Source organism: Pauljensenia sp. UMB6358, from assembly GCF_030216865.1.
Lineage (GTDB): Bacteria > Actinomycetota > Actinomycetes > Actinomycetales > Actinomycetaceae > Pauljensenia > Pauljensenia turicensis_A.
Window position 1 is genome coordinate 21,807 of record NZ_JASOMS010000007.1, and the last position, 21,594, is coordinate 43,400.

General features: G+C 62.2%; 16 protein-coding genes. 3 read left to right on the forward strand and 13 right to left on the reverse strand.

All coding sequences use genetic code 11. The features are described from left to right. Positions 1-22 precede the first annotated feature (22 nt). From QP381_RS06105 to QP381_RS06140, 8 genes are all read right to left on the reverse strand, one after another. Entirely contained in the window at positions 23-976 is a 954-nt protein-coding gene (locus QP381_RS06105; protein ID WP_006681417.1) for a sugar-binding transcriptional regulator, read from the reverse strand. A gap of 30 nt (positions 977-1,006) precedes the next feature. Further along, positions 1,007-2,683 carry a ribulokinase gene (locus tag QP381_RS06110; RefSeq protein ID WP_285068088.1) on the reverse strand — a complete coding sequence of 559 codons (1,677 nt, stop codon included), beginning with the start codon at positions 2,681-2,683 and terminating at the stop codon, positions 1,007-1,009. 136 nt (positions 2,684-2,819) lie between these two features. Continuing rightward, positions 2,820-4,187 (reverse strand): sn-glycerol-1-phosphate dehydrogenase, encoded by a 1,368-nt coding sequence (locus tag QP381_RS06115; protein WP_285068089.1) that lies wholly within the window; start codon positions 4,185-4,187, stop codon positions 2,820-2,822. 21 nt (positions 4,188-4,208) lie between these two features. After that, positions 4,209-5,771, reverse strand: coding sequence for an FGGY-family carbohydrate kinase (locus QP381_RS06120; RefSeq protein ID WP_006681420.1), 1,563 nt, complete (start codon positions 5,769-5,771; stop codon positions 4,209-4,211). A 70-nt stretch (positions 5,772-5,841) separates the two neighbouring features. Next, positions 5,842-6,711: an HAD-IIA family hydrolase gene (locus tag QP381_RS06125; protein ID WP_285068090.1), complete on the reverse strand. Its 870-nt coding sequence runs from the start codon at positions 6,709-6,711 to the stop codon at positions 5,842-5,844. Positions 6,712-6,742: 31 nt separating this feature from the next. After that, positions 6,743-7,705 carry a hypothetical protein gene (locus QP381_RS06130; protein WP_006681422.1) on the reverse strand — a complete coding sequence of 321 codons (963 nt, stop codon included), beginning with the start codon at positions 7,703-7,705 and terminating at the stop codon, positions 6,743-6,745. Between the two features lie 144 nt (positions 7,706-7,849). After that, positions 7,850-8,329 (reverse strand): ribose-5-phosphate isomerase, encoded by a 480-nt coding sequence (locus QP381_RS06135; protein ID WP_006681423.1) that lies wholly within the window; start codon positions 8,327-8,329, stop codon positions 7,850-7,852. Between the two features lie 312 nt (positions 8,330-8,641). Beyond that, the gene (locus QP381_RS06140) at positions 8,642-9,631 is read right to left on the reverse strand and encodes a malate dehydrogenase (RefSeq protein WP_103631723.1); all 990 of its coding nucleotides are present in this window, start codon (positions 9,629-9,631) and stop codon (positions 8,642-8,644) included. 242 nt (positions 9,632-9,873) lie between these two features. On the opposite strand from QP381_RS06140, the gene QP381_RS06145 reads away from it, so the two are divergent. After that, positions 9,874-10,980: a PPK2 family polyphosphate kinase gene (locus QP381_RS06145; protein ID WP_285068091.1), complete on the forward strand. Its 1,107-nt coding sequence runs from the start codon at positions 9,874-9,876 to the stop codon at positions 10,978-10,980. 148 nt (positions 10,981-11,128) lie between these two features. Here the strand turns inward: QP381_RS06145 and pgi are convergent, their stop codons facing one another. The 5 genes from pgi to QP381_RS06170 all read right to left on the reverse strand — a co-directional run bounded on the left by pgi (position 11,129) and on the right by QP381_RS06170 (position 18,634). Then, positions 11,129-12,805, reverse strand: coding sequence for a glucose-6-phosphate isomerase (pgi, locus tag QP381_RS06150; RefSeq protein WP_006681426.1), 1,677 nt, complete (start codon positions 12,803-12,805; stop codon positions 11,129-11,131). An 89-nt stretch (positions 12,806-12,894) separates the two neighbouring features. Beyond that, a complete protein-coding gene (locus tag QP381_RS06155) occupies positions 12,895-15,180 on the reverse strand; it encodes a 6-phosphofructokinase (protein ID WP_103631725.1) in 2,286 nt (761 codons plus the stop codon). Between the two features lie 271 nt (positions 15,181-15,451). Further along, positions 15,452-16,777 (reverse strand): dicarboxylate/amino acid:cation symporter, encoded by a 1,326-nt coding sequence (locus tag QP381_RS06160; protein WP_103631727.1) that lies wholly within the window; start codon positions 16,775-16,777, stop codon positions 15,452-15,454. A gap of 187 nt (positions 16,778-16,964) precedes the next feature. After that, positions 16,965-18,182, reverse strand: coding sequence for an NADP-dependent isocitrate dehydrogenase (locus QP381_RS06165; RefSeq protein ID WP_103631728.1), 1,218 nt, complete (start codon positions 18,180-18,182; stop codon positions 16,965-16,967). Between the two features lie 155 nt (positions 18,183-18,337). Further along, positions 18,338-18,634 carry a DUF3017 domain-containing protein gene (locus QP381_RS06170; protein WP_285068092.1) on the reverse strand — a complete coding sequence of 99 codons (297 nt, stop codon included), beginning with the start codon at positions 18,632-18,634 and terminating at the stop codon, positions 18,338-18,340. 77 nt (positions 18,635-18,711) lie between these two features. Here QP381_RS06170 and pta point away from each other — a divergent pair, with 77 nt between their 5' ends. Beyond that, entirely contained in the window at positions 18,712-20,256 is a 1,545-nt protein-coding gene (gene pta / locus QP381_RS06175; protein WP_181002080.1) for a phosphate acetyltransferase, read from the forward strand. 43 nt (positions 20,257-20,299) lie between these two features. After that, positions 20,300-21,496: an acetate/propionate family kinase gene (locus QP381_RS06180; RefSeq protein ID WP_006681432.1), complete on the forward strand. Its 1,197-nt coding sequence runs from the start codon at positions 20,300-20,302 to the stop codon at positions 21,494-21,496. The last annotated feature ends 98 nt before the right edge of the window (positions 21,497-21,594 follow it).

Genomic DNA, 21,594 nt, shown 5'->3' on the forward strand with positions numbered 1-21,594 from the left:
ATCGGGTCGGACCGCCCGGCCCTCAGTCGCGGAGGCGGTCGGCCTCGCGGAGCATCGCGAGGGCCCCCTTCTCGTCGACGATGAGGGCGTTCGCGATTCCGATCCGCAAGGAGACGACCAGGGGCAGGGCCTTCGCTTCGCCCCAGCCTATCGCGAGGGAGCGCTTCGACGTCCGCACCGCGTCGAGGGAAACAGCGATGGTGCGCTTTTCGAGCTCAGGTGAGATCGCGTTGCCGTCAACGTCGACGACGTGGGAGAAGAGATCGGTGACGGCGCCGAGCTCGCGCATCCTCTGCATGCCCTCCGCCGTGAGGAAACCCGAGCGGACGAGGACCGACCCCGGCTCGAGGATGCCGGGCGAGAATACGACGAGGTCGGCCCTCGGGCCGGCGTCCAGAGTCGCCGCGACCGAGGGCTCGCGCAGCAGTCGGACGCTGAGCTCGGGGTCCGTGACGATCGCCGGGGCGGGGAGCATGTGGCCGACGCCCTGCCCGCGACGCGCCATGAGACCGATCGAATCGGCCACCTCGTCGTCGTTCGAGCGGACGAGGCCGCCGTACATCTGGTAGACCTCCAGGCCACTCGTCCATTCCTCGGGCATCGCCCGGGCGACCGCGGTGAGCGATCGGCCCCAGGCGATGCCGAGGGATTGCGGAAGCGGGCGTTGGGCGGTGATGTAGTCGGCCGTCGTCGCCGCGACGAGGGCGCCGGTCGCCACCTCGGAGTCCTGGCTGCGGACGACGAAGACCTCTGAGATCCCGAAGCGCTCCGCCAGCTCCTTCTCGAGGTGGCGGACCCTCGCGCGGGGGTGGTTGATCGTGATCCTCACGATCCCCGACTGACGCGCCTCCTCGAGGAGGCGCCCGACGGTCCAGCGCGTGCAGCCGAGACGGTCGGCGATCGAGTCCTGCGTCATGTTCTCGTAGTAATAGAGCTGCGCCGCGCGGAGCACGGCCATTTCCCGATCGTCGTCCATCACGTCGGATCCGTACCTCTCTTCAGCCGGTCACTCCCCGGTGAGGGCGCGGTCGCGCAACCTCTTAAGGGAGTACATCCTGTTGTCGCCGCGGCCGAAGGAGTCGTAGAGGTCCCTGTACACGGCGTAGAGCTCATCGTATACGGCAGCGGCCTCCTCGTTCGGCTCGTAGGCCGTCTCGGACACTCCGCCCATCGCCTCGGCAGCGGTCGGCACATCCTCGTAGAGCCCCGCGGCGACGGAGGCGAAGATCGCGGAGCCGTGCGCGCCGGCCTGCAGGGTACGCGCGGTCTTGAGCGGGCGGCGCGTGACGTCGGCGTACATCTGCATGAGGAATGCGTCCTTCAGCAGGCCGCCAGCGACGCGCACCTCGTTCACGGGCACGCCGTGCTCCTCGAAGTTCTCGATGATCATGCGTGCGCCGAAGGCCGTCGACTCGAGGTGGGCGCGGTACATGTCCTCGGTACTCGTCCGGAGAGTCTGCCCGATCATCAGGCCGGTGAGGTTCGAGTCGACGAGGATCGATCGGTTGCCATTCCACCAGTCGAGAGCGACGAGGCCGTGCGCGCCGACCTTCTGCTCAGCCGCCTTGTTGCCGAGGACGCGGTGGATCGACACGCCCTGGCGCTCGGCCTCGTCGAAGTAGGACTGCGGGACGCAGTGGTCGATGAACCAGGCGAAGATGTCGCCGACTGCGGACTGTCCGGCCTCATAGGCCCAGTAGCCCTCGCAGACGCCGCCGTCGACGACGCCGAAGACGCCAGGGACCTCCTCGAGGGTCGCGGACGGGAGGATCCAGCACGTCGACGTCCCGAGGATGCCGGTGAGCTGGCCCGGGAGCACCGCCCCGACGGAGACGCACTGGACGTGCGCATCGATGTTGCCGGCGGCGACCGCGATCCCCGCGGGCAGGCCGAAGGCCTGCGCGTACTCCTCGGTGAGGCCCGCAACCTTCGAGCCGAGCGGGACGATCGGGTGGCTCATCTTCTGGGCGAAGACGTCGCCGAAACCGGGGGCGAGGGCCTCGAGGAACTCGGGGTCGGGGTACTTCCCGTCCTGGTGCATGCGCTTGTAGCCGGAGTCGCCGGCTGCGTAGACGAGGGTGCCACTGAGCTCCCAGGTGAGCCAGTCGACGATGTCGAGGACCTCGGCGGTCGCCCGGTAGAGCGCAGGCGCCTTCTCGAACATCTCGAGGGTCTTCGGGAGGAGCATCTCGGCGGAGAGGACGCCGCCGTAGCGGGAGAGCCACTCCTCGCCGCGCTCCTTCGCGAGCGCGACGATGCGCTCGGACTGCTCCTGGGCGCCGTGGTGCTTCCACAACTTGAGGTAGGCCTGCGGCTCGTCGACGAACTCGGGGTACTCGCACATCGGCTTCCCCTCGGCGTCGGTGACGACGACGGTGGCGGAGGTGCAATCGAGGCCGATGCCGACGACCCGGGAGGGGTCGACGCCGGATGCGAGGATCGCTGCGGGGACGACCTCGCGCATCGCCGCGATGTAGTCAGCCGGCACCTGGAGCGCGAAGTCGGGGGGCAGGGGCGCTCCCCCGCCGACCGCGAGGGTCCTGTCCATGATGGGGGTCGCGTATTCGCTGACGGCGTCGGCGAGCACCTCGCCGTCGCTCGTGCGGACGACCGCGGCGCGCACGGAGAGCGTGCCGAAATCGAGGCCGATGGTGTACGTGATGTCGAGGTCTTCCTTGATCATGCTCTTCGCCTTCTCATGAGTAGAACGGGCCCGCCCCGACGGGGCGGGCGGCGCGAGGGCGCCGGAGGCGGGCCCCTGTGGGCCCGCGGAGTCGGCGCGCCCGCCGAGTGATGGGCGGTGGGCGCACCGACGGGTCTCAGGCCTCCTTGTGGGCGTGACGGCCCCAGTAGCCGTCCTCGGAGAAGAGGCGCTCGACGACCTCGTCGAGCATCCCGAGGTCGGTGAGCAGGTCGAGCACGGTGTAGCGATTGCGGATGGTCTGGGCCTTGATGTGCGTCTCGCGGAAGCGCGCCATGTCGATGCCGATCATCTCCGGGTGGTACGGGGCGCCGACCTTCTTCAGGCGGTCGACGGCCTCGTCCGCGGTGATGAGCTGGTCCTTCACTCGCGCGGCGATGCGGGGCCAGGCCTCGCGGATGGCGGCGATGCGGGCACGCAGTTCGTCGCCCTGGAGGTTCTTCTCGATGGAGTGCTTGACGGCCTCGTCGGCGATGCGCGGGATAAGGAGGCCGCGGACCTTCGCCTCGATCTCCTTGTCGGTCTTCGCGGCCGCGACGATCGCGTCAACGTCGAGGGCATCCATGTCGATCTTGAGGGCCTCCTCCCAGATCGCGCAGGAGGCGACGGTGCCGACGCCGACCTTCATGCCGTGCGAGAGCGGCGGCTCCCAGTCGAGGCCGTGGCCCTCCATCTCCCACACGTGGGAGAACTGGTGGCCGGCGCCCGAGGCCGGGCGCGACGACTGGGCGGCCTGCATCGCGAGGCCGGACATGATGTTGCCCTCCGCGAGTCCGGTGATGGCCTCGGCGTCGCCCGCGCCGATGCGCTCGGGATCGGCGAGGGCGCCGCGGAGCGGGCCCTGGACGAGAGACCACACGTAGTCGTCGATCGGTTCGATGCCGAGCTCGTCGGCGAGTATCCAGTCGGCGCCCGCGGGGATCTTCTCGATGAGATCGCCGTAGCCGGTGGCGATGAGGCGCTGGGGAGCCGCGGCGATGACGCGCAGATCGGCGACGAGAGCGGTCGGCGCAGGGCAGGAACGGGTGATCTTGAAGCCGTCTTTCGAGATCGACGCGCCGAAGGCGGCGTAACCGTCGACCGAGGGCGCGGTGCAGACGTTCATATACTTGCGGCCGAGCTCGCCCGAGGCGAGCTTCGCGATGTCGTTGAGCGTGCCCGAGGCTATCGAGCAGACAACCGTGTTCTCGAGGGGGCGGATGTGCTCGCGGAGCTTCTCGACGTTCTCGTAGCCCGCGTAGAGGGTCGGGGTGCCGGGGAAGACGTAGGGTTCCTCCGCGAATTCGATCCCCGCGGCCTTCAGGGAGGCGACGACCGGCTCGCCGGCTGCGGCGAAGGTGTTGCCGTCGGCGACGACGAGGACCCTCGCTCCGGGGAACATGCGGACGAAGAGCTCGCCCGTCTTGTCAAGGACGTCCGTGCCGAAGACGATGTCCTTCGTCTCGGTGGCCGTCTTCAGCGCCTGTTCGATGAGTTCTTGCGACATTTCTTCTTCACTCCTTGCCGGTCACGCGAGGTGATCGATCATCTGATGCGAGAGGTCCTGCATCTGCGGGTAGGTCTCCATGTACTTCTCGAGGTAGAACTGGTACTCCTCGTGAACGTCGGGGCGGGGCTCGATGCGCGCAGTCTCGCGGACCATGTTGCGGGCCGCGTCCTCGATCGACTGGTACTGGCCCGAGCCGACGGCGGCGAGCATGCACGAACCGAGGACGACGGCGTCCCCGACCTCGGTGAGCGTGATGGGCAGGCCCGTGACGTCGGAGTGCATCTGCATCCAGTCGCGCGACTTCGTGGCGCCGCCGCAGGCGACGAGCTCGGTCGACTCGAAGCCCGCGTCCTTGAAGGCCTTGAGGACGTGCGCGGTGCCGTAGCAGACGGCCTCCTCGATCGCGTGGTAGACCTGCTCGGGCGTCGTGCCGAGGGTGAGGCCCCACATGATGCCGCGGGCCTTGGAGTCGGTGTAAGGGGTGCGGTTGCCCTGGAAGTACTCGTTGATGATGAGCCCGTTGGAGCCGACCGGGATATCGGCGACTCGCTCGTCGAGGATCTTGTAGGGGTTCATGCCGAGGCGCTCGGCCGCGCCCGTGAGGTCGCGGCAGAAGTTGTCCTTGAACCACTTGAGCACGGATCCGGAGGAGACGAGACCTCCCTCGCACGTGTACTGGCCGGGGATGACGCCGTCGGTGTATCCGCCGAAGAAGCCCTCGCCGTGGAGCGGGTTGCCGGACTGGCCCGTGATGACGTGCGAGGAGCCGGTGATGACGGCGGTCTTGCCGGGCGAGACGACGCCGAGACCGATCTGGCCGGCCCACGCGTCGGCGCAGCCCTGGGCAACCGGAGTGCCGGGGAGGAGGCCGAGCTCCTGGGCGGCGGAGATCGAGAGGCCACCGATCGGGTGGCCGAGATCGTAGATCTTCTCGGGGATCTTCTCGAAGACGTCGCCGCAGCCGATGTGCTCGTAGAACTCGACCGGCCAGCCGCCCTTATCGCGGTTGTAGTACATGCGCAGGGCCGCGGAGTTGATGTTGAGCGTCCACTCGCCGGTGAGCTTGTAGGTGAGCCACTCGGGCGCGTCGACGAGGCGGTAGGCGTTCTTGTAGGTCTCAGGCTCGTTCTCCTTGAGCCACGCGGCCTTGAAGGGGTACCACTCGGCGGTCGCGGGCATCGTGCCGCCGCCGTTGTAGAGGCGCGCCCAGTGATCGATCGTTTCGGCGCGGGCGGACTGCTCGGTCGCGCGGACGTCCATCCACATGATCGCGTTGCGCAGCTCACGGCCGTTCCGATCCATGGCGACGACGGTCATCGTCGTCGCGTCGTAGGAGATGCCGGCGATGTGGCGAGCGGGGATGCCGGTCTCGTCGAGGACCTTGCGGGTCGAGGCGACGAGGGCGTTCCACCAGTCGGCGGGGCTCTGCTCGGCCTGGCCGGGGCGGGGGTGGTGGGTCTTGTAGGGGGTCGCCGCGAAGGCGATCGGGTGTCCGGCGAGGTCGAAGATCGCGGCTCGGCACGACTCCGTACCGTAGTCGAATCCCATGACGAACGGGCCTTCGTATCCGGGTGCAACCATTTCTTGGTCTCTTTCTTGTCTGCCGCGGCACTGCGGCTCGGGTGCTGTTGGAGTGGGGCGCTCGGGGCGCTCAGACGATGGGGTCGTTTTCCTCGGTCCAGCCGATCTCGTCCCAGAGTGCCCTCGGGATGAGGCGGTCGACGCGGTCGAGGACGTGGGTGGGGCGCTCGGCCTCGGGGAGGGCGAGGGCCTCCTCGAGGGTGGATTCCCCCGTGAGGGGCATGGCCGAGAACATGCCGGTGTTCACGGCCATCTTGATGTCGGTCATGATGCGGTCGCCGACCATCACGCATCGGGTCGGGTCGACGTCCGTATTGCCGAGGGCGGCCTCGGCCATGACGGGATCGGGCTTGCCGACGACCATCTCGCACTTCGTGTTCGTGCACGCCTCGATGGCGGCAATGATCGACGCACAGTCGGGTTCTCCGCGTCCACCCGGGAACGGGCAGAAGCGGTCGGGGTTGGTCGCGATGAGGGTCGCGCGCTTGTGGAACCAGATCGCGTCGAAGGCAATCTGGAGCTTGCGGTAGTCGAAGGTCCGGTCGTAGGAGGCGACGACGACGTCGATCTTCTCCGGATCGTCGCTCATCTCGATGCCGGCCTCGTGGAAGGCGCGGATGAGGGGCTCCTCGGCGATCGGGAAGACGACGGCGCCGGGCTTGTTCTCGAGGAGCCAGCGGGTCGTCGTGACGACCGTGTTGGCGATCTCCTCGACCGGGGTCGGCAGTCCGAGCCGTTCGAGCTTCTCGACGTACTGCTCGGGATCCTTCGTCGGGTTGTTCGAGAGGAAGCGGACCGGGATGCCGCGCCGCCGCAGCTCCTCGATGAGGCGCTTCGCCCCGGGGAGGAGGTGGTCGCCGAGGTAGATGGTCCCGTCCATGTCGAAGACGTACGCGTCGTAGAGGCGCTCGGGCCAGGCGGTGAGGGCTGTGGCGGACACGGCGTTCCTTTCGGTCGGTTCGGGTCGCCGTTCAGGCGACGAGGGCGGCGGCGGAGACCGCGAGGGTGTTCATCAGCCAGATGACGCCGGCGGGCGGATCGATGTGCGTGTCGCCGTGGGCGTAGGTCCAGCGGGCGAAGTACTCGCCGGCGAAGCCCGCGAGAACGCCGAAGCAGGTGCCGACAAGGACGGCGAGCATTCCGGAGCCGGTCGCGTTGAAGAAGAGGACGGCGGCGAGGCCGGCCGAGATCGTCATGTGATGCGTGACCGGGAACTTCAGGCCACCGGCGACGAAGAAGATGCAGAGCGCGGAGATCCCGAAGGGGATCGCCTGGGCGTTCGCGATGATGACGCCGCCGTTCGCGCTGTTCGGGGCGATGTAGCCGACGAGCATCGTCGCGATGCCGGAGGCGAAGAGACCCGCGAAGGCGGAGACGGTGAGGAGCTGGCCGGGGGTCTCCTGCCAGTCGAGCCAGCGGGTCGTGCCCTCGGGCTTCGTGATCGAATGGAAGACGCCGGTCTTGCCGAAGACTACGCGGACGAGGATGCCGGAGCAGACCACGGTAAAGGCGACCGAGTCGGTGTGCGTGCCGAACCACGGGACGAGAGCGACGAGCTTCTGGAAGAGGTAGCCGCCGACACCGAAGAGAGCGCCGATGAGGAGCACGTCGGGCTTGCCGAGGCCGGCGAGCGGGCTGTTGATGTCCTTTCCGCCGGACTTGAGGTAGCCCTTCTTCGCGGCGTAGGCCGCGGCGGCGACGCCGCCCGCGAAGGCGATGTGCGGGCCGAAGGCGGGGCCGAAGGAGACGTAATCGAGAACTGTGGTGGAGCCGGTGGCCGCGGCGACGCCGAAGCCGAGGAGAATCGTCACGCCGGTGAACGAGAAGGCGTAGTTCGCGCCGATCATCGTGCCGAACACGCCGCCGGCGGCGGCCATGAGGAGCCAGAAGAGGTTCATGTTCGAACCGATGGCGAGTGCTGCGTCAGGTGTCATGTCTTCATCCTTGAAGATTCGGGGGTCGGCCTCGTCCTCGAGGCCCTCGCCCTGCTGTCAGATGGGGTGGTCGCGAGCGACGCCCTGGGGAGGGCGCCGGGACTGCTCGTGCTCGCAAACGAGCGGTCCCAGGTTCTGGGGGCTTCAGCAGCCGACGAACTGAAAGTCGGGGTCACGGTCGTAGGCCTCGAGGGCAGCGACCTTGGGGGCGGAGGCGGAGGTCTCGTCGAAGGTGTAGCCGAGCCACTCCTTCGCGAGGCGCCGAGCCAGCTGGAGCCCGATGACGCGGGCGCCGAAGGTGAGGACCTGCGCGTTGTTTGAGAGGATGAGGCGCTCAACGGAGAAGGAGTCGTGCGCGACCGAGGCGCGGATCCCGGGGACCTTGTTCGCGGCCATCGCGACACCCATGCCGGTACCGCAGACGAAGAGACCGCGATCGGCCTTCCCGTCCGCGATCATGCGGGCGGCGGCGACGGCGACGTGCGGGTAGTCGACGTCCTCTCCGGGCTTGAGGCCGGCGTCAATGACCTCGTCGACGCGCGGATCTGCTTCGAGATCTTTCTTCAGGACATCCTTGTACTCGACGCCAGCGGAATCGGCGGCGAGAACGATTCTTAGACCCACGGTGGCCTCCTCATCGATCCTAGGCGGCGCCCGGGTGGCTCCGCTCCTTCGCGATAGGTTCATCCTAGCCACCGCGCACGGGGTCGCGCTGGGAATGCGCACAGGTGCGAGGGGTCCCCTCCCGCTCATGCGTTGCCGAGTGCGCGCCGCCCACAAATGTGCACATCGAACCCGGTTGCGGAAATCCGCCGGGGCGTCTCCCCGGGGCCCTCGGGTCTCCCGATCCGCGAGGGCGGGGCCCGGACACGACGAGGCGGCCGCGGATCACGAGGATCCGCGGCCGCCTCAACCCCGAGCGCGGGGCCTACGGGCTCACTTGATGAAACCGAGAGCCTTCACTGCGTCATACTCTTCCTGCAGAGCCTTGATGTTGTGATCGATGCCTGCGCGAGTTGCCTCGGAGATCTCCAGACCGTCGACAATCTGCCACTCGCCACCGTCAGAGGTGACCGGGAAGCCGAAGCAGAGGCCTGCTGGGACGTCGTAGTGGGTGCCGTCGGACATGACGCCCGCAGTGACCCATTCACCCTCGGGGGTGCCGTGGATCCAAGAGTACATGTGATCGATTGCTGCGTTTGCAGCCGATGCTGCCGAGGATGCGCCACGAGCTTCGATGATGGCGGCGCCACGCTTTGCGACAACCGGACGGTAGGTCTCAGAGAGCCATGCTTCGTCAACCAGGTCAGCAGCCTTCTTGCCAGCAACGGTCGCGTAGGAAACGTCCGGGTACTGGTCTGCGGAGTGGTTGCCCCACACGACAACGTCCTTAATGTCGGCAACTGCTGCGCCGGTCTTGTGGGCCAGCTGAGCAACTGCACGGTTGTGGTCAAGACGCATCATTGCGGTGAAGCGGGATGCCGGAACATCCGGAGCAGCGTTCTGAGCAATGGTGGCGTTGGTGTTGGCCGGGTTGCCAACGACGAGGACGCGGATGTCGTCTGCTGCGCCATCGTTGATGGCCTTGCCCTGCGGGCCGAAGATGCCTGCGTTGGCTTCCAGCAGGTCTGCGCGCTCCATGCCCGCCCGACGCGGCATTGCGCCAACGAGGTAGGCAACGTTGGCACCTTCGAATGCCTTGGTGGCATCGTCGAAGATTTCAACGCCGGCAAGGGTCGGGAATGCACAGTCATCGAGCTCCATTGCGGTGCCCTCAGCGGCCTTCACGCCCTGGGGGATCTCAAGAAGGTTGAGCTTGACGGGGACATCGGGACCGAACAGCTGGCCGGAGGCAATACGGAAAAGCAGGGCGTAGCCAATGTTGCCGGCGGCGCCGGTGACGGTAACGATGCGAGGTTCTGCCATGATTCGGCACTCCTTCTTAGTTTGTGTGCGTCGGCGGTGTTCGCCGTCGCCTGGTGGCGGTTTCGCCACATACTGACGTTCCAAGCCTAAACGCTTTCGGCGTGGGAAAACAGGGCTAGCAGTCCTACTTTTCATATACGCAAGCACGTGATCTAGACCATGATTAGAGTTGCACATACGTACATTCGTTTTCGAGCCTTGCATTTTCTAGGTTGCGTCGAGGTCATGCGGTGGAGGTCATCATGGAATCGAAAGAAAACACAGGTCAGGAGTCACCTGAAGACACCATGACCTACGTGTCTGGGCCGTCGAAGTATTGGACGGGTGATCCGCGCGATCTGCTGGTTGCCTCTGAGGCGTTCGACCTGAATTCCTTCATTCGTGACGCCACGCCCGGTTGGGGCGCAAGCAAAAAGAAGGCGTTGAAAGCGATGGCTAAGCGGGCAGTTGATTTTTCTGAACTCCAAGAACGCCTGTATGCCGCGTCGAAGGAAGGTGCGTCGGATTCAGTTCTGTTGATCCTTCAGGGTTTAGACACGGCTGGTAAGGGCGGAATCGTTCGCCACGTCATCGGGCAAGTGGATCCGCAGGGTGTTGCTCTGAAAGCATTCAAAGCGCCCACGGAAGAAGAGCGTGCCCACGATTTCCTTTGGCGTGTCCGCCCACACTTCCCCCGCCCGGGATACATCGGTGTTTTTGACCGCTCGCACTATGAGGATCTTCTGGTTCCCACCTCCGCGCGTAACGCCAACCAAGAATCTATCTTCACCGCTGATGAGGATGAGCTAAACCGTCGCTATCACGATATCTACGAGATGGAATTAGAAGCCGTTCGAGCCGGGATGAAGATCATTAAAGTCTGCTTGGTCGTCTCCTATGAAGAACAGGGGGAACGTCTGATGGAGCGCTTGGAGCGCCCAGATAAGCACTGGAAGTTCTCCACGGGTGATCTCGATACTCGCGACAACTGGAGCGCCTACCAAGACGCCTATTCCGAAGTGATTCGCCGGACCTCGACGCGTATTGCTCCGTGGTATGTCATTCCTGGCGACCACAAGTGGTATGCACGCTTGGCAGTCCAAGAGCTCCTTGTCCGTACGCTCGAAGGCATTAACCCCACATGGCCACAAGCCGATTTTGATGTCGATGCTGCGAAAGATCGTCTTTCGGCTTCGCTCACTCCTGAGGTTCTGTCATCTCATGCCCACGAGAAGTCGGGTGACGCGGGATCCCAAGATAAGAATGAGGGCGCATCAAAGTCCAAGAAATCCAAGAAATTCGACAAGAAGAAGTCGGACGCTTCCGCTTCACAAGATGCGCCCCACATTTCCGTGAGCGCCTGGGGATAGGTGCTCCCCGCTCACTCCCGGCTATGAAGGGAGAGAGCGACAATAAAGTTTCGGCCTCGTCGATAATGAAATCAACGAGGCCAAAACTGTGGCGCTACGCTTGTCGCGCACAGCCGTCAAACCGGCGCAGCACTTAAGCTGAGAAGGGTCACTTGCGGTTCGCGCGGTAGTACTCGATGAGAGCCTTCGTGGAGGCATCCTGCGCGTCGAGTGCAGCCGAGTCACCTTCGATGGCCGGCAAGATCTGCTTGGCCAGGACCTTGCCTAGCTCTACGCCCCACTGGTCGAAGGAATCGATGCCCCAGACGGCGCCCTGGACGAAGGTGATGTGCTCGTAGAGAGCAATCAGTTCGCCAAGAACACGCGGGGTCAGGGCCGGTGCCATGATCGACGTGGTCGGCCGATTACCGGTGAAGACGCGAGCCGAAACGATGGCCTCCGGGGTGCCCTCGGCGCGAACCTCGTCCGAGGTCTTGCCGAATGCCAGAGCCTTCGTCTGAGCCAGGAAGTTCGACAGGAACAGCTCGTGCATGTCAGCCTCGCCATCCTTCAGGGGCCACGCCGGATTAGCGAAGGCAATGAAGTCGGCGGGAACCATGCGGGTGCCTTGGTGAATCAGCTGGTAGAAGGCATGCTGACCGTTGGTTCCCGGTTCGCCCCAGAAGACCTCGCCGGTCTCGTAGGTGACGGGAGCACCATCGCGCCGGACGGACTTGCCGTTCGACTCCATGGTCAGCTGTTGAAGGTAGGCCGGGAAGCGGTGCAAGTACTGCGAGTACGGCAAGACAGCGTGTGTGTCGGCACCGAGGAAGTTCGAGTACCAGACGTTCAGCATGCCCATGAGAATAGGTAGGTTTTCTTCCGGCTTCGCGGTGGCGAAGTGGACATCCATCGCGTTGAAGCCCTCAAGGAATTCAGCGAAGCCATCCGGGCCGATCGCGATTGCCAGCGAGGTGCCGACAGCGGAATCCACGGAGTAGCGGCCGCCAACCCAGGACCAGAAGCCGAAAGCATTGTTCGGGTCGATGCCGAACTCAGCGACCTTGTCCAGAGCGGTGGACACGGCGACGAAGTGCTTGGCGATGGCGCCCTTCTCGGTTGCCTCGTCGGTAACGATGCCACGGTCGCGCAGGGCGCCGAGGAACCAGTCGCGCACAACCTTGGCGTTCGTGATCGTTTCAAGCGTCGTAAATGTCTTCGACGCAACAATAACCAGGGTGGTTTCCGGATCGAGATCCTTCGTGGTCTCACCCGCGTCGGTCGGATCAATGTTCGAGATGAAACGGCATTCAAGACCATCCTGGACAAAGGGCTTCAGGGCCTCGTAGGCCATGACCGGGCCCAGGTCCGAGCCACCGATACCAACGTTGACAACCGTTTCAACCGGCTTGCCGGTAATACCGGTCCACTCGCCGGAGCGAACGCGCTCTGCGAAGTCGTAGACCTTGTTCAGAACCTCGTGAACGTCCGCGATCGCATCCTGGCCGTCAACGGTCAGCTCGTCGGTTGCCGGGCGACGCAACGCGGTATGCAGAACAGCGCGGTCTTCGGTGACGTTGATGTGCTCACCGGCGAACATGCGATCGCGCAGGTCGTAGACGCCAGTCTGCTCAGCAAGAGCCAGCAGGTCAGCAAGCACGCCTTCGTCAATCAGGTTCTTCGAAAAATCAACGTGCAGGTCGGCGCCGTCAATCGTCCAGCGAGTTGCACGGTTCGGATCAGCTCCGAACCAAGCGCGAAGATCCGGGTCAAAAGCGTCGGCACGTCCGTCCAGTGCTTCCCACGCGGGAGTCATTGTGGGGTCAACGACCGGATTGTCAGTCATGAATTCTCCTGTATCAATGGATCTGCGATGAGTTCGCGGTTCTTGAATGAAAAAACAGTTTTGGTCGAATCAGACGATTCGGCGATGTCTTACTCGGGATCTGCGTCTGCGATGGAAATCTCGACAGCGGGCTTACCCGAATCCTTCATCGAAACGATGCGCTGAACCGGGCTGAGCTCTCGCCACCACTGATCGAACGGACGACGATTGCGGATATCCAGATCCTCAAACATGTTCTTCACCAGGCGAGCTTCGATCTGGTTGCGCACCTGACCGATGTACACGCCCTCGGATTCGCCACGATTGAACTGGTTGTTGATGTGGTCGAGCGCGCGGTGAGCAAGACGCGTTGCCAGCAGGCGGTCGAACGGGCTGGGCGAACCCCCCTGTTGCAGGTGGCCGAGCGCCGCATGACGCACGTCGTACTTGCCGTCAGATTCTGCCTCGTACACGGACGCAAGGAATTCGCGGTCGTAGTACTTCGACACTGCCTCGTTGACGAGGACCAGGAACAGGCGGCGTCCTTCAGCGAAGGAATCAACCATGCGCTTCGTGTCATCAGCGATCTCATTCAGAGTCACATCATCTTCGTTGAGATAGATGTACTCAGCACCGGATGACAGTGACGCCATCAGCGTCAGGTACCCGCAACGTCGTCCCATGATTTCGGCGACGAAACAACGCTTGGTCGCTGCGGCGGATTCCTTGATGCGGTCAAGCGCCCAGGTGGCATTGTTGATCGCGGTATCGGCACCGATCGATAGTTCCGAACCGGGCAGATTGTTGTCGATGGAGGCGGGAACCAGAACGATCGGGATACGGAACGCCGGGTAGCGGTCACGCTCGGAGATCATCGAGTGGACAGCAAGGTAGGCGTTGAGGCCGCCAATAACAATCAGCGCATCCAATTCGTTACGTTCAATAGCGCGTCCCAGGGCGTAGAACTGCTCAACTTCGGGGACATCGCGCCTCGTGCCGAGTTCCGCGCCACCCTTGAACGCCCAGCCTTCAACGTCAGCCCAGGTCAGTTCTTTGACCGCGTTATCGGCCAAACCCTTCCACGAGCCTTCGATTCCCAGCATCGTCCAACCGCGAGCGATGCCTAGGCGGACTGCCGCGCGCGCTGCCGTGTTCATGCCAGGTGCAAGACCGCCAGCGTGCAGGATACCGATTCGACGAGGCTTTTCAGTAGGTTCGGGCGTCAGCTGAGGCGGAGTCGAAAGGATCGTGTTAATTTCGACCATCGTCGTGAAAGAAACACCGCGCGAAGCCTGGGCAGCTTCATAGTCGCCAGCCACAATCAGGTGCTTGACCGCACGAGTATCGTGCACCGCCTTCATCAGCGGAATACGGGTCACGCGATTGTGGCGGACACCCAGAACATTCGGGGTGTTTTCCGGCGTTGCTGAAAGCATTTCCTGAACAGCGGCGTAGCCAAGCAACGATGACATCCAACGGTCATAGGCTGACGGCGAGCCACCACGCTGGACGTGGCCAAGGATCGTCACGCGAGCGTCTTCACCCGTGCGCTCAGTAATCACATCGGCAATGTGTTGAGTGGTCAGTACATTACCCTCGCGGTCGGTTGCACCTTCGGCGACCAACACGATGGATTCGCGTCGCCCTGCTTCACGACCCAAACGCAGGTGTTCAGCGAGGTCTTCTTCCCAGCCCGGTCCAACCGGATCTTCGGGGGTAAACACGTAGTCAGCACCACCGGCAACCGCTGCCATCAGGGGGAGGTAGCCACAATGGCGACCCATGACCTCGACAACGAATGTGCGCTGGTGAGATGCTGCCGTGGAGGTCAGCTGATCCATCGCGTCCAAAATGCGATGGAGTGCAGTATCCGCACCGATTGTCATGTCGGTGCCCACCATGTCATTGTCGATCGAGCCGACAAGACCAACAACCATCAGAGCCGGATGCTTTGCCGCTTCTTCTTCACTGAGCACGCCTTCATCAACGAGTTCGCGAATGTGCTGCGACCATTCGCCTCGGAATTCATCCGTGCCAGAGAGGGAGCCGTCGCCACCAATAACGACAAGGTGGTCAATACCGTGTTCGACCAGATTCTTCGCGGCCGCATGCCGGCCCTCGTAATCGCGGAATTCTGGACACCGGGCCGTACCGATGACCGTGCCACCCTCGGCGAGGATTGATGAGACGTCCGACCAGCAGAGCTTCTTGATCGCATCTCCGCCTTTAACGGCGCCGGCCCACCCTTCCATGACCGCATAGGGTTGGGCGCCCACGGCAAGCGCGGTTCTCACGACGGCGCGGACGGCCGCATTCATTCCCTGCGCGTCACCGCCTGATGTGAGAACGCCGATCTTGAAGTCAGCAGGGGCTTTGAGCGGTTGCGGAGTAGCCATTGCGTGAAGCTCCATTCCTGTTCACGGTCTGAAAGTGTTACCAGCTTCGTCCAGTTTACGTTTCGTCCAGTTTACGGCGAAGCGGGAAGTGATGGGTAGAGCAATCGGGTATTCAGGGGTGTCAGAACACTTTTCGGGAATAAAAGAGTGGTGGCCCGCATGTCTCATTGCGGACCACCACTCTGAAGGGGCATGTGAGCTCGTGCGTTGAAGAATCAGCGTCTATTCGTTTGATGACGAATAATGACGGGTACGCGCTTGAGCCAATCCGTCAGTTACTCGCCGACGGGTTCGCAGCAGCAGATGCAGCGAGGTCTTCGGCGCTGACAACGCCTTCGACCGAGACGCGGTCAAGGTAAGCCATACCGTCGAAGGAAAGCTCACGAGCGTTCTCCGGATCGCCTTCTGCGCCGATCTTGCCACCGGCCATCCGGTCAACGATGATCGCGATTGCGCCGTCACCGGTCACATTGGTTGCGGTGCCGAAGGAGTCGAGGGCGATGTAGGTGGCGATCATGAGGGCAACCTGGGCATCGTCGAAGCCAAGCATCGACGAGAGTAGACCGGTTGCTGCCATGATTGCACCGCCGGGAACGCCGGGGGCTGCGACCATCGTGATGCCGAGCATGAAGATGAAGCCAACCCACTGTACAGGGCCGACATCGATGCCCTGGGTGATGACGATGGCGAACGCGAATGCGAAGATCTTCGAGGTCGAGCCTGCCAGGTGGATCGTTGCGCAGAGCGGAATGGTGAAGGATGCAACGGCGTCGGAGATGCCGTTCTTCTTTGCCTGACGCAGAGTGACCGGGATAGTCGCCGCGGACGACGAGGTGCCGAGTGCCGTCAGGTAGGCGGGCATCATGGTGAGCAGCGACTTAATCGGGTTCTTCTTGCCGATTGCGCCAGCAACGATGTACTGCGTGAGCAGGATGACGACCTCAAGCAGGAGGACGACGACAACAACGCGGACCAGGGTGCGCATAATGTCCCACGCCTCACCGGTGTAGGTGAGGTTCAAGAAGATACCAAAGATGTGCAAAGGCAACAGCGGGATGATGATGCGCTCGATGAGCTTGGTGATGATGGCACGGAATTCAATGAAGCCCTTACGCATAACACCACGCGGGATCATTGCAAGTCCGATGCCGACCACGAAGGAGAGCAACAGCGCGGTCATAACCGGGACAGCTGCAGGCATTTCGATGGTGAAGAACGATTCGAGTGCCGAGCCGGGCTCGGTAACATCAGCAAGACCGTTCGAAAGGAGCTTCGGGAAGACGGCTGCTGCGACCAGGTAGGTCAGGAAGCCTGCGAAAAGAGTCGAGGTGTAGGCCAGCGCGGCGGTAATGCCGAGCCACTTGCCCGCGCCACGTCCGAGATCAGCAATAGCCGGAGTGACCAGACCGATGATGATGAGCGGAATCGAGAAGGACAGGAACTGGCTGAAGATAGCTGAGAATGTCGCGAAGACTCGTCCAACTGCGACAGGCACCAGGTGCGAGTCACCCACTTTGATGGATCCCAGCACGAGGGCGAGGATGATTGCGACGAGCACCCACACGAGGATGCTGCTCTTCTGCATAAACTTTCGCATGATTTTCCTTGAGTCGTTCGACTGATCGGGATACGTACAGGATGCCCACAGACCGCATTCCGATTAGTTTTCGTTCACTATTCGAACATTCCGACACCGCTACTCGGGCAGTTTCACGCGCTATAGAGACGAAACCGGGGCGGGCAAGCCGAAGCTCACCGCACCCCCGTTTCGTTGAGTGAGCAGATCAAGCGAGGGCTTTCGCCAGATTATCGTCGAGCGCTACAAGGAACTCTTCGGTGGTGAGCCACGGAGTATCGCCACCGACCAGACGAGACAGATCGCGCGTCATCTTGCCTGAAAGAACCGTGTCAATGATGACCTTCTCAAGCGTGTGGGAGAAATCGATAATCTCAGGCGTATTATCAAGCATTCCTCGGTGAGCAAGAGCGCGGGTCCAAGCGAAAATCGAGGCAATCGGGTTGGTTGACGTTGGTTCCCCCGCCTGATGCTTGCGGTAGTGACGGGTAACAGTGCCGTGAGCGGCTTCAGCTTCCATCGTGCGACCATCTGGGGTCATCAGGACGGAGGTCATCAGACCCAGCGAACCGAATCCCTGAGCGACAGTATCCGACTGAACATCACCGTCGTAGTTCTTGCACGCCCAGACGTAGCCGCCTTCCCAGCGCAAGGACGAGGCAACCATGTCATCAATCAGACGATGTTCGTAGGTCAAGCCAACTTCGGCAAATCTTTCCTTATATTCGCGCTCGAAAACATCGGCGAAAATGTCCTTGAACGCACCATCGTAGGCCTTGAGGATCGTGTTCTTCGTCGACAGGAAGACCGGATAGTTGCGCTTGAGTCCGTATTCAAAGGATGCTCGAGCGAAGTCTGCGATCGATTCGTTGAAGTTGTACATGCCCATCGTGACGCCACCACCTTCAGGCATACGGATCACTTCGTGCTCGATCGGTTCCGAACCATCGTCGGGAGTGAAGGTCAGCGTGATGGTGCCCGCTCCCGGAACCTTAAAGTCAGTCGCACGGTACTGGTCGCCGAATGCGTGTCGACCGATAACGATCGGCTTGGTCCATCCGGGGACGAGGCGCGGAATGTTGTCAATAATGATTGGTTCACGGAAGACAACGCCACCAAGAATATTGCGAATCGTGCCGTTAGGGCTACGCCACATCTTCTTCAGGCCGAACTCTTCAACACGCGCCTCATCGGGAGTGATTGTCGCGCACTTGACGCCCACACCATGCTCTTTGATCGCATTGGCAGCATCAATCGTCACCTGGTCGTCAGTCGCGTCGCGATTCTGGATCGACAGGTCGTAGTAACGCAGATCAACATCCAGGTAGGGGTGGATCAGACGGTCTTTAATGAACTGCCACATGATGCGGGTCATTTCGTCACCATCGAGTTCAACGACTGGGCCTGCAACCTTAATTTTCGACATCGTTTCTCTTTTCGTCGGGCGAGCTGGCGCTACGCGAGAAATTATCTTGACATCAAGATTAGTTGATTAAATACACTCGCGCTCATAGATGCGACAGAAGAAATACGTTCGCCAACCCAAAGACCCCGACAGCACAACCATGTCGGACCGAGCGGTTAGGACAGAAGGTTCATCGTTGCCGTGAACGGCGAAAAATACCAAATACCAAGCGCCAAGAAAGCGAGCACCACGGCATCCATCCACCGATTACGTGAAGCAAACCATGGGCGTCCCGGCAAAACAAGACGCGCACAGGCCATCACAAGCAACGTGCCAGCAAGGGCATAGACCGCACGATGAGGGTGGTTCAAAAGCGCCAAAATCGCCGTAACACCAACACCGACGAGGACGAAAACGATCGTCCCCCAGTACGCATACGACGGCGAAGTATTCATTCGCACCTGCTTCTTCACACTGCAAGCCTACGGGGTAATGCATTATTCACACATCTTCACGTCTTAATTTGCCTCCGGAGCGCGCTACCATGTTCATGCGACCGTGCAGGCCGCGCACATTTTCACGTGTTGAAGGAGCATCAGTGACTTCCCGTTACATCGTTGTCGGGCCCGATTCCGCAAATGCTGCAACAGACGCAGCTCACGAACTTGCCACCGCGCTTTCAGCGCGTGGAACGCTTGCGCGCATGAACGCGCTCGCTGGCACGACCCCATCCGCAGCAGCGACCTCCGGCACCTCGGCTTTGCCGGCAGCTGTCGAAGCTGTTCGCGCAGCTGACGCAGACTTCGTCCTCATCGACGGAGTTGTCGCCGGAGAAGCTCGCACGTTCGATGCCATCCGTTGGAACGTGAACCTGGCAGCATCGGCTCGCGCAAACGTCATCTTGGTCCTCGACCCCGAAGGTGTTCCAGCCGAACTGCTCACCGAAGAAATCAACGTTTTCGCTGCCCGCTGCAAGTCGCACCAGGCGCAGCTCGTGGCAGTGATTCTGCCCGGCACCCCCACTGCTCTCGGCGTCGACGTCCCCGTCTTCTCCCTTCCCCTTTCCGACGAGGCAATCAAAACCCTGGTTGAGGCCCCCGCCCCGACCGCAGTCACTCCCCTCGCTTTCCAGGCAGATCTGATTGACCGCGCACGCGCAGACCGCAAACGCATCGTCATGCCCGAACCGGAAGACGATCGCGTCCTCCTAGCAGCTGCTGAGGTCCTCGCTCGCGGTATCGCAGATGTCATCCTCGTTGGTGACGCAGCTGCCGTTGCAACCCGCGCAGGTGAACTTGGTATTGACCTCACCGCAGCATCCGTCGTCTCCGTAGACGACCCAGAACTGTCCGAAAAATACGCCGTTGAATTCGCACGCCTGCGTGAAAAGAAGGGCGTCACCGTCGAGCAGGCTCGCGAAAAGATCAAAGACGTGTCCTACTTCGGCACGATGATGGTCCACATGGGCGACGCAGATGGTATGGTTTCCGGCGCAGCCCACACGACCGCGCACACGATCGTTCCCTCCTTCCAGATCATCAAGACCGCTCCCGGTGTCTCGATTGTTTCTTCTATCTTCCTCATGCTGATGAAGGATCAGGTGTGGGCATTCGGCGACTGCGCCGTGAACCCAAACCCGACTCCAGAACAGCTTGCCGACATCGCCATCTCCTCGGCACGCACCGCCGCTCAGTTCGGTGTCGAGCCTCGCGTTGCAATGCTCTCCTACTCCACCGGCACTTCCGGCTCCGGCCCGGACGTCGACGCCGTTGTGGAAGCAACCCGCATTGCTCAGGCAAAGGCTCCAGAGCTCGCTCTGGAAGGCCCGATCCAGTTCGACGCAGCCGTTGACGTGGCCGTTGCTTCGAAGAAGCTCCCCGGTTCCCCCGTTGCCGGCAAGGCAAACGTCTTCATCTTCCCGTCACTATCCGCAGGCAACATTGGCTACAAGGCCGTTCAGCGTTCCTCCGGTGCCGTTGCTGTCGGCCCGGTTCTGCAGGGTCTGAACAAGCCGGTCAACGATCTGTCGCGTGGCGCACTGGTCGAGGACATCGTCAACACCGTTGCTCTGACCGCCGTTCAGGCACAGGGCTGAAGCTTCCAAGTTTTTACCGATTACTCACAGGAAAGGCGAACTCGTGTCCCAGACCGTTCTCGTCATTAACTCCGGCTCTTCATCGATCAAGTACCAGCTGGTCGATCCCGAAACCGGTGAAGCAATCGCCAAAGGCCTTGTCGAACGTATCGGCGACCCGGTCGGCAAGATCAAGCACACCCACGGTGACGACGTCACCATCGAAGAAATTCCGATCGCAGACCACGAAGTTGGTATGCGTGAGGTTCTTCGCCTCTTCGACAACAAGGGCCCGAAGCTTGCAGAAGCTGGCATCGTTGCCGTCGGCCACCGTATCGTTCAGGGTGGCAAGTACTTCGATGGCCCGGCCGTCATCAACGACGAGGTCCGTAACCTCATCGAAGAGCTCTGCCCGATGGCTCCCCTGCACAACCCCGCACACCTCAAGGGCATCGACGTGGCTCGCGAGCTCATGCCGGAAATCCCTCACGTTGCAGTCTTCGACACCGCGTTCTTCCAGGCTCTTCCCGAAAAGGCCTACACCTACGCACTCAACGCCGAAGTCGCTGAGAAGTACGCTGTTCGCCGCTACGGCGCACACGGCACCTCGCACCAATTTGTTTCCCGCGAGGTCGCAAAGTACCTGGGTCGCGATGATCTCAAGCAGATCGTCATGCACCTCGGAAATGGCGCTTCCGTGTCCGCAGTCCTCAACGGTAAGCCGATCGATACCTCCATGGGCTTGACCCCGTTGGAAGGCCTCATGATGGGCACCCGCACCGGCGACATCGATCCGGCCGTTGTCTTCCACCTGGCTCGCCAGGGTGGCATGACGATTGACGAGATCGACACGCTGTTCAACAAGCAGTCCGGCATGAAGGGCCTGACCGGCGAATCCGACATGCGTAGCGTGTGGGAAATGATTTTCAACGATGACGACAAGGAAGCGCAGCACAAGGCTCGCGTTGCCATGGACGTCTACATCAACCGCCTGCTCAAGTACGTTGGCTCCTACACCGCTGAACTCGGTGGCCTGGATGTCATCACCTTCACCGCTGGCATCGGCGAGAACGACTGGGATGTTCGTAAGGAACTCGCCCAAGCATTAGAGCCCTTCGGCGTGAAGATCGACCTGGCAGCAAACGACGGTCGTATCGGCGAGCCTCGCGTGATCTCCACCCCCGATTCGAAGGTCACCCTGCTGGTGTACCCAACGAACGAAGAGTTCGCGATCGCGCGCCTCGCACGTGAGGTGATCTGAGTTCTGCTCGCGCCTCGCACGTGATGAGCTGTGGTGGGCTGGCTCGAAAGAGCCAGCCCACCATTGTTTTTCCTGCCATCAGCTTTGAGCGTAAGCGC

Coding starts and splice junctions, on each gene's coding strand:
- QP381_RS06105 (WP_006681417.1), bottom strand. CDS start 976: ATGGACGACGATCGGGAAATGGCCGTGCTCCGCGCGGCGCAGCTCTAT.
- QP381_RS06110 (WP_285068088.1), bottom strand. CDS start 2,683: ATGATCAAGGAAGACCTCGACATCACGTACACCATCGGCCTCGATTTC.
- QP381_RS06115 (WP_285068089.1), bottom strand. CDS start 4,187: ATGTCGCAAGAACTCATCGAACAGGCGCTGAAGACGGCCACCGAGACG.
- QP381_RS06120 (WP_006681420.1), bottom strand. CDS start 5,771: ATGGTTGCACCCGGATACGAAGGCCCGTTCGTCATGGGATTCGACTAC.
- QP381_RS06130 (WP_006681422.1), bottom strand. CDS start 7,705: ATGACACCTGACGCAGCACTCGCCATCGGTTCGAACATGAACCTCTTC.
- QP381_RS06140 (WP_103631723.1), bottom strand. CDS start 9,631: ATGGCAGAACCTCGCATCGTTACCGTCACCGGCGCCGCCGGCAACATT.
- QP381_RS06145 (WP_285068091.1), top strand. CDS start 9,874: ATGGAATCGAAAGAAAACACAGGTCAGGAGTCACCTGAAGACACCATG.
- pgi (WP_006681426.1), bottom strand. CDS start 12,805: ATGACTGACAATCCGGTCGTTGACCCCACAATGACTCCCGCGTGGGAA.
- QP381_RS06155 (WP_103631725.1), bottom strand. CDS start 15,180: ATGGCTACTCCGCAACCGCTCAAAGCCCCTGCTGACTTCAAGATCGGC.
- QP381_RS06160 (WP_103631727.1), bottom strand. CDS start 16,777: ATGCGAAAGTTTATGCAGAAGAGCAGCATCCTCGTGTGGGTGCTCGTC.
- QP381_RS06165 (WP_103631728.1), bottom strand. CDS start 18,182: ATGTCGAAAATTAAGGTTGCAGGCCCAGTCGTTGAACTCGATGGTGAC.
- pta (WP_181002080.1), top strand. CDS start 18,712: ATGCGACCGTGCAGGCCGCGCACATTTTCACGTGTTGAAGGAGCATCA.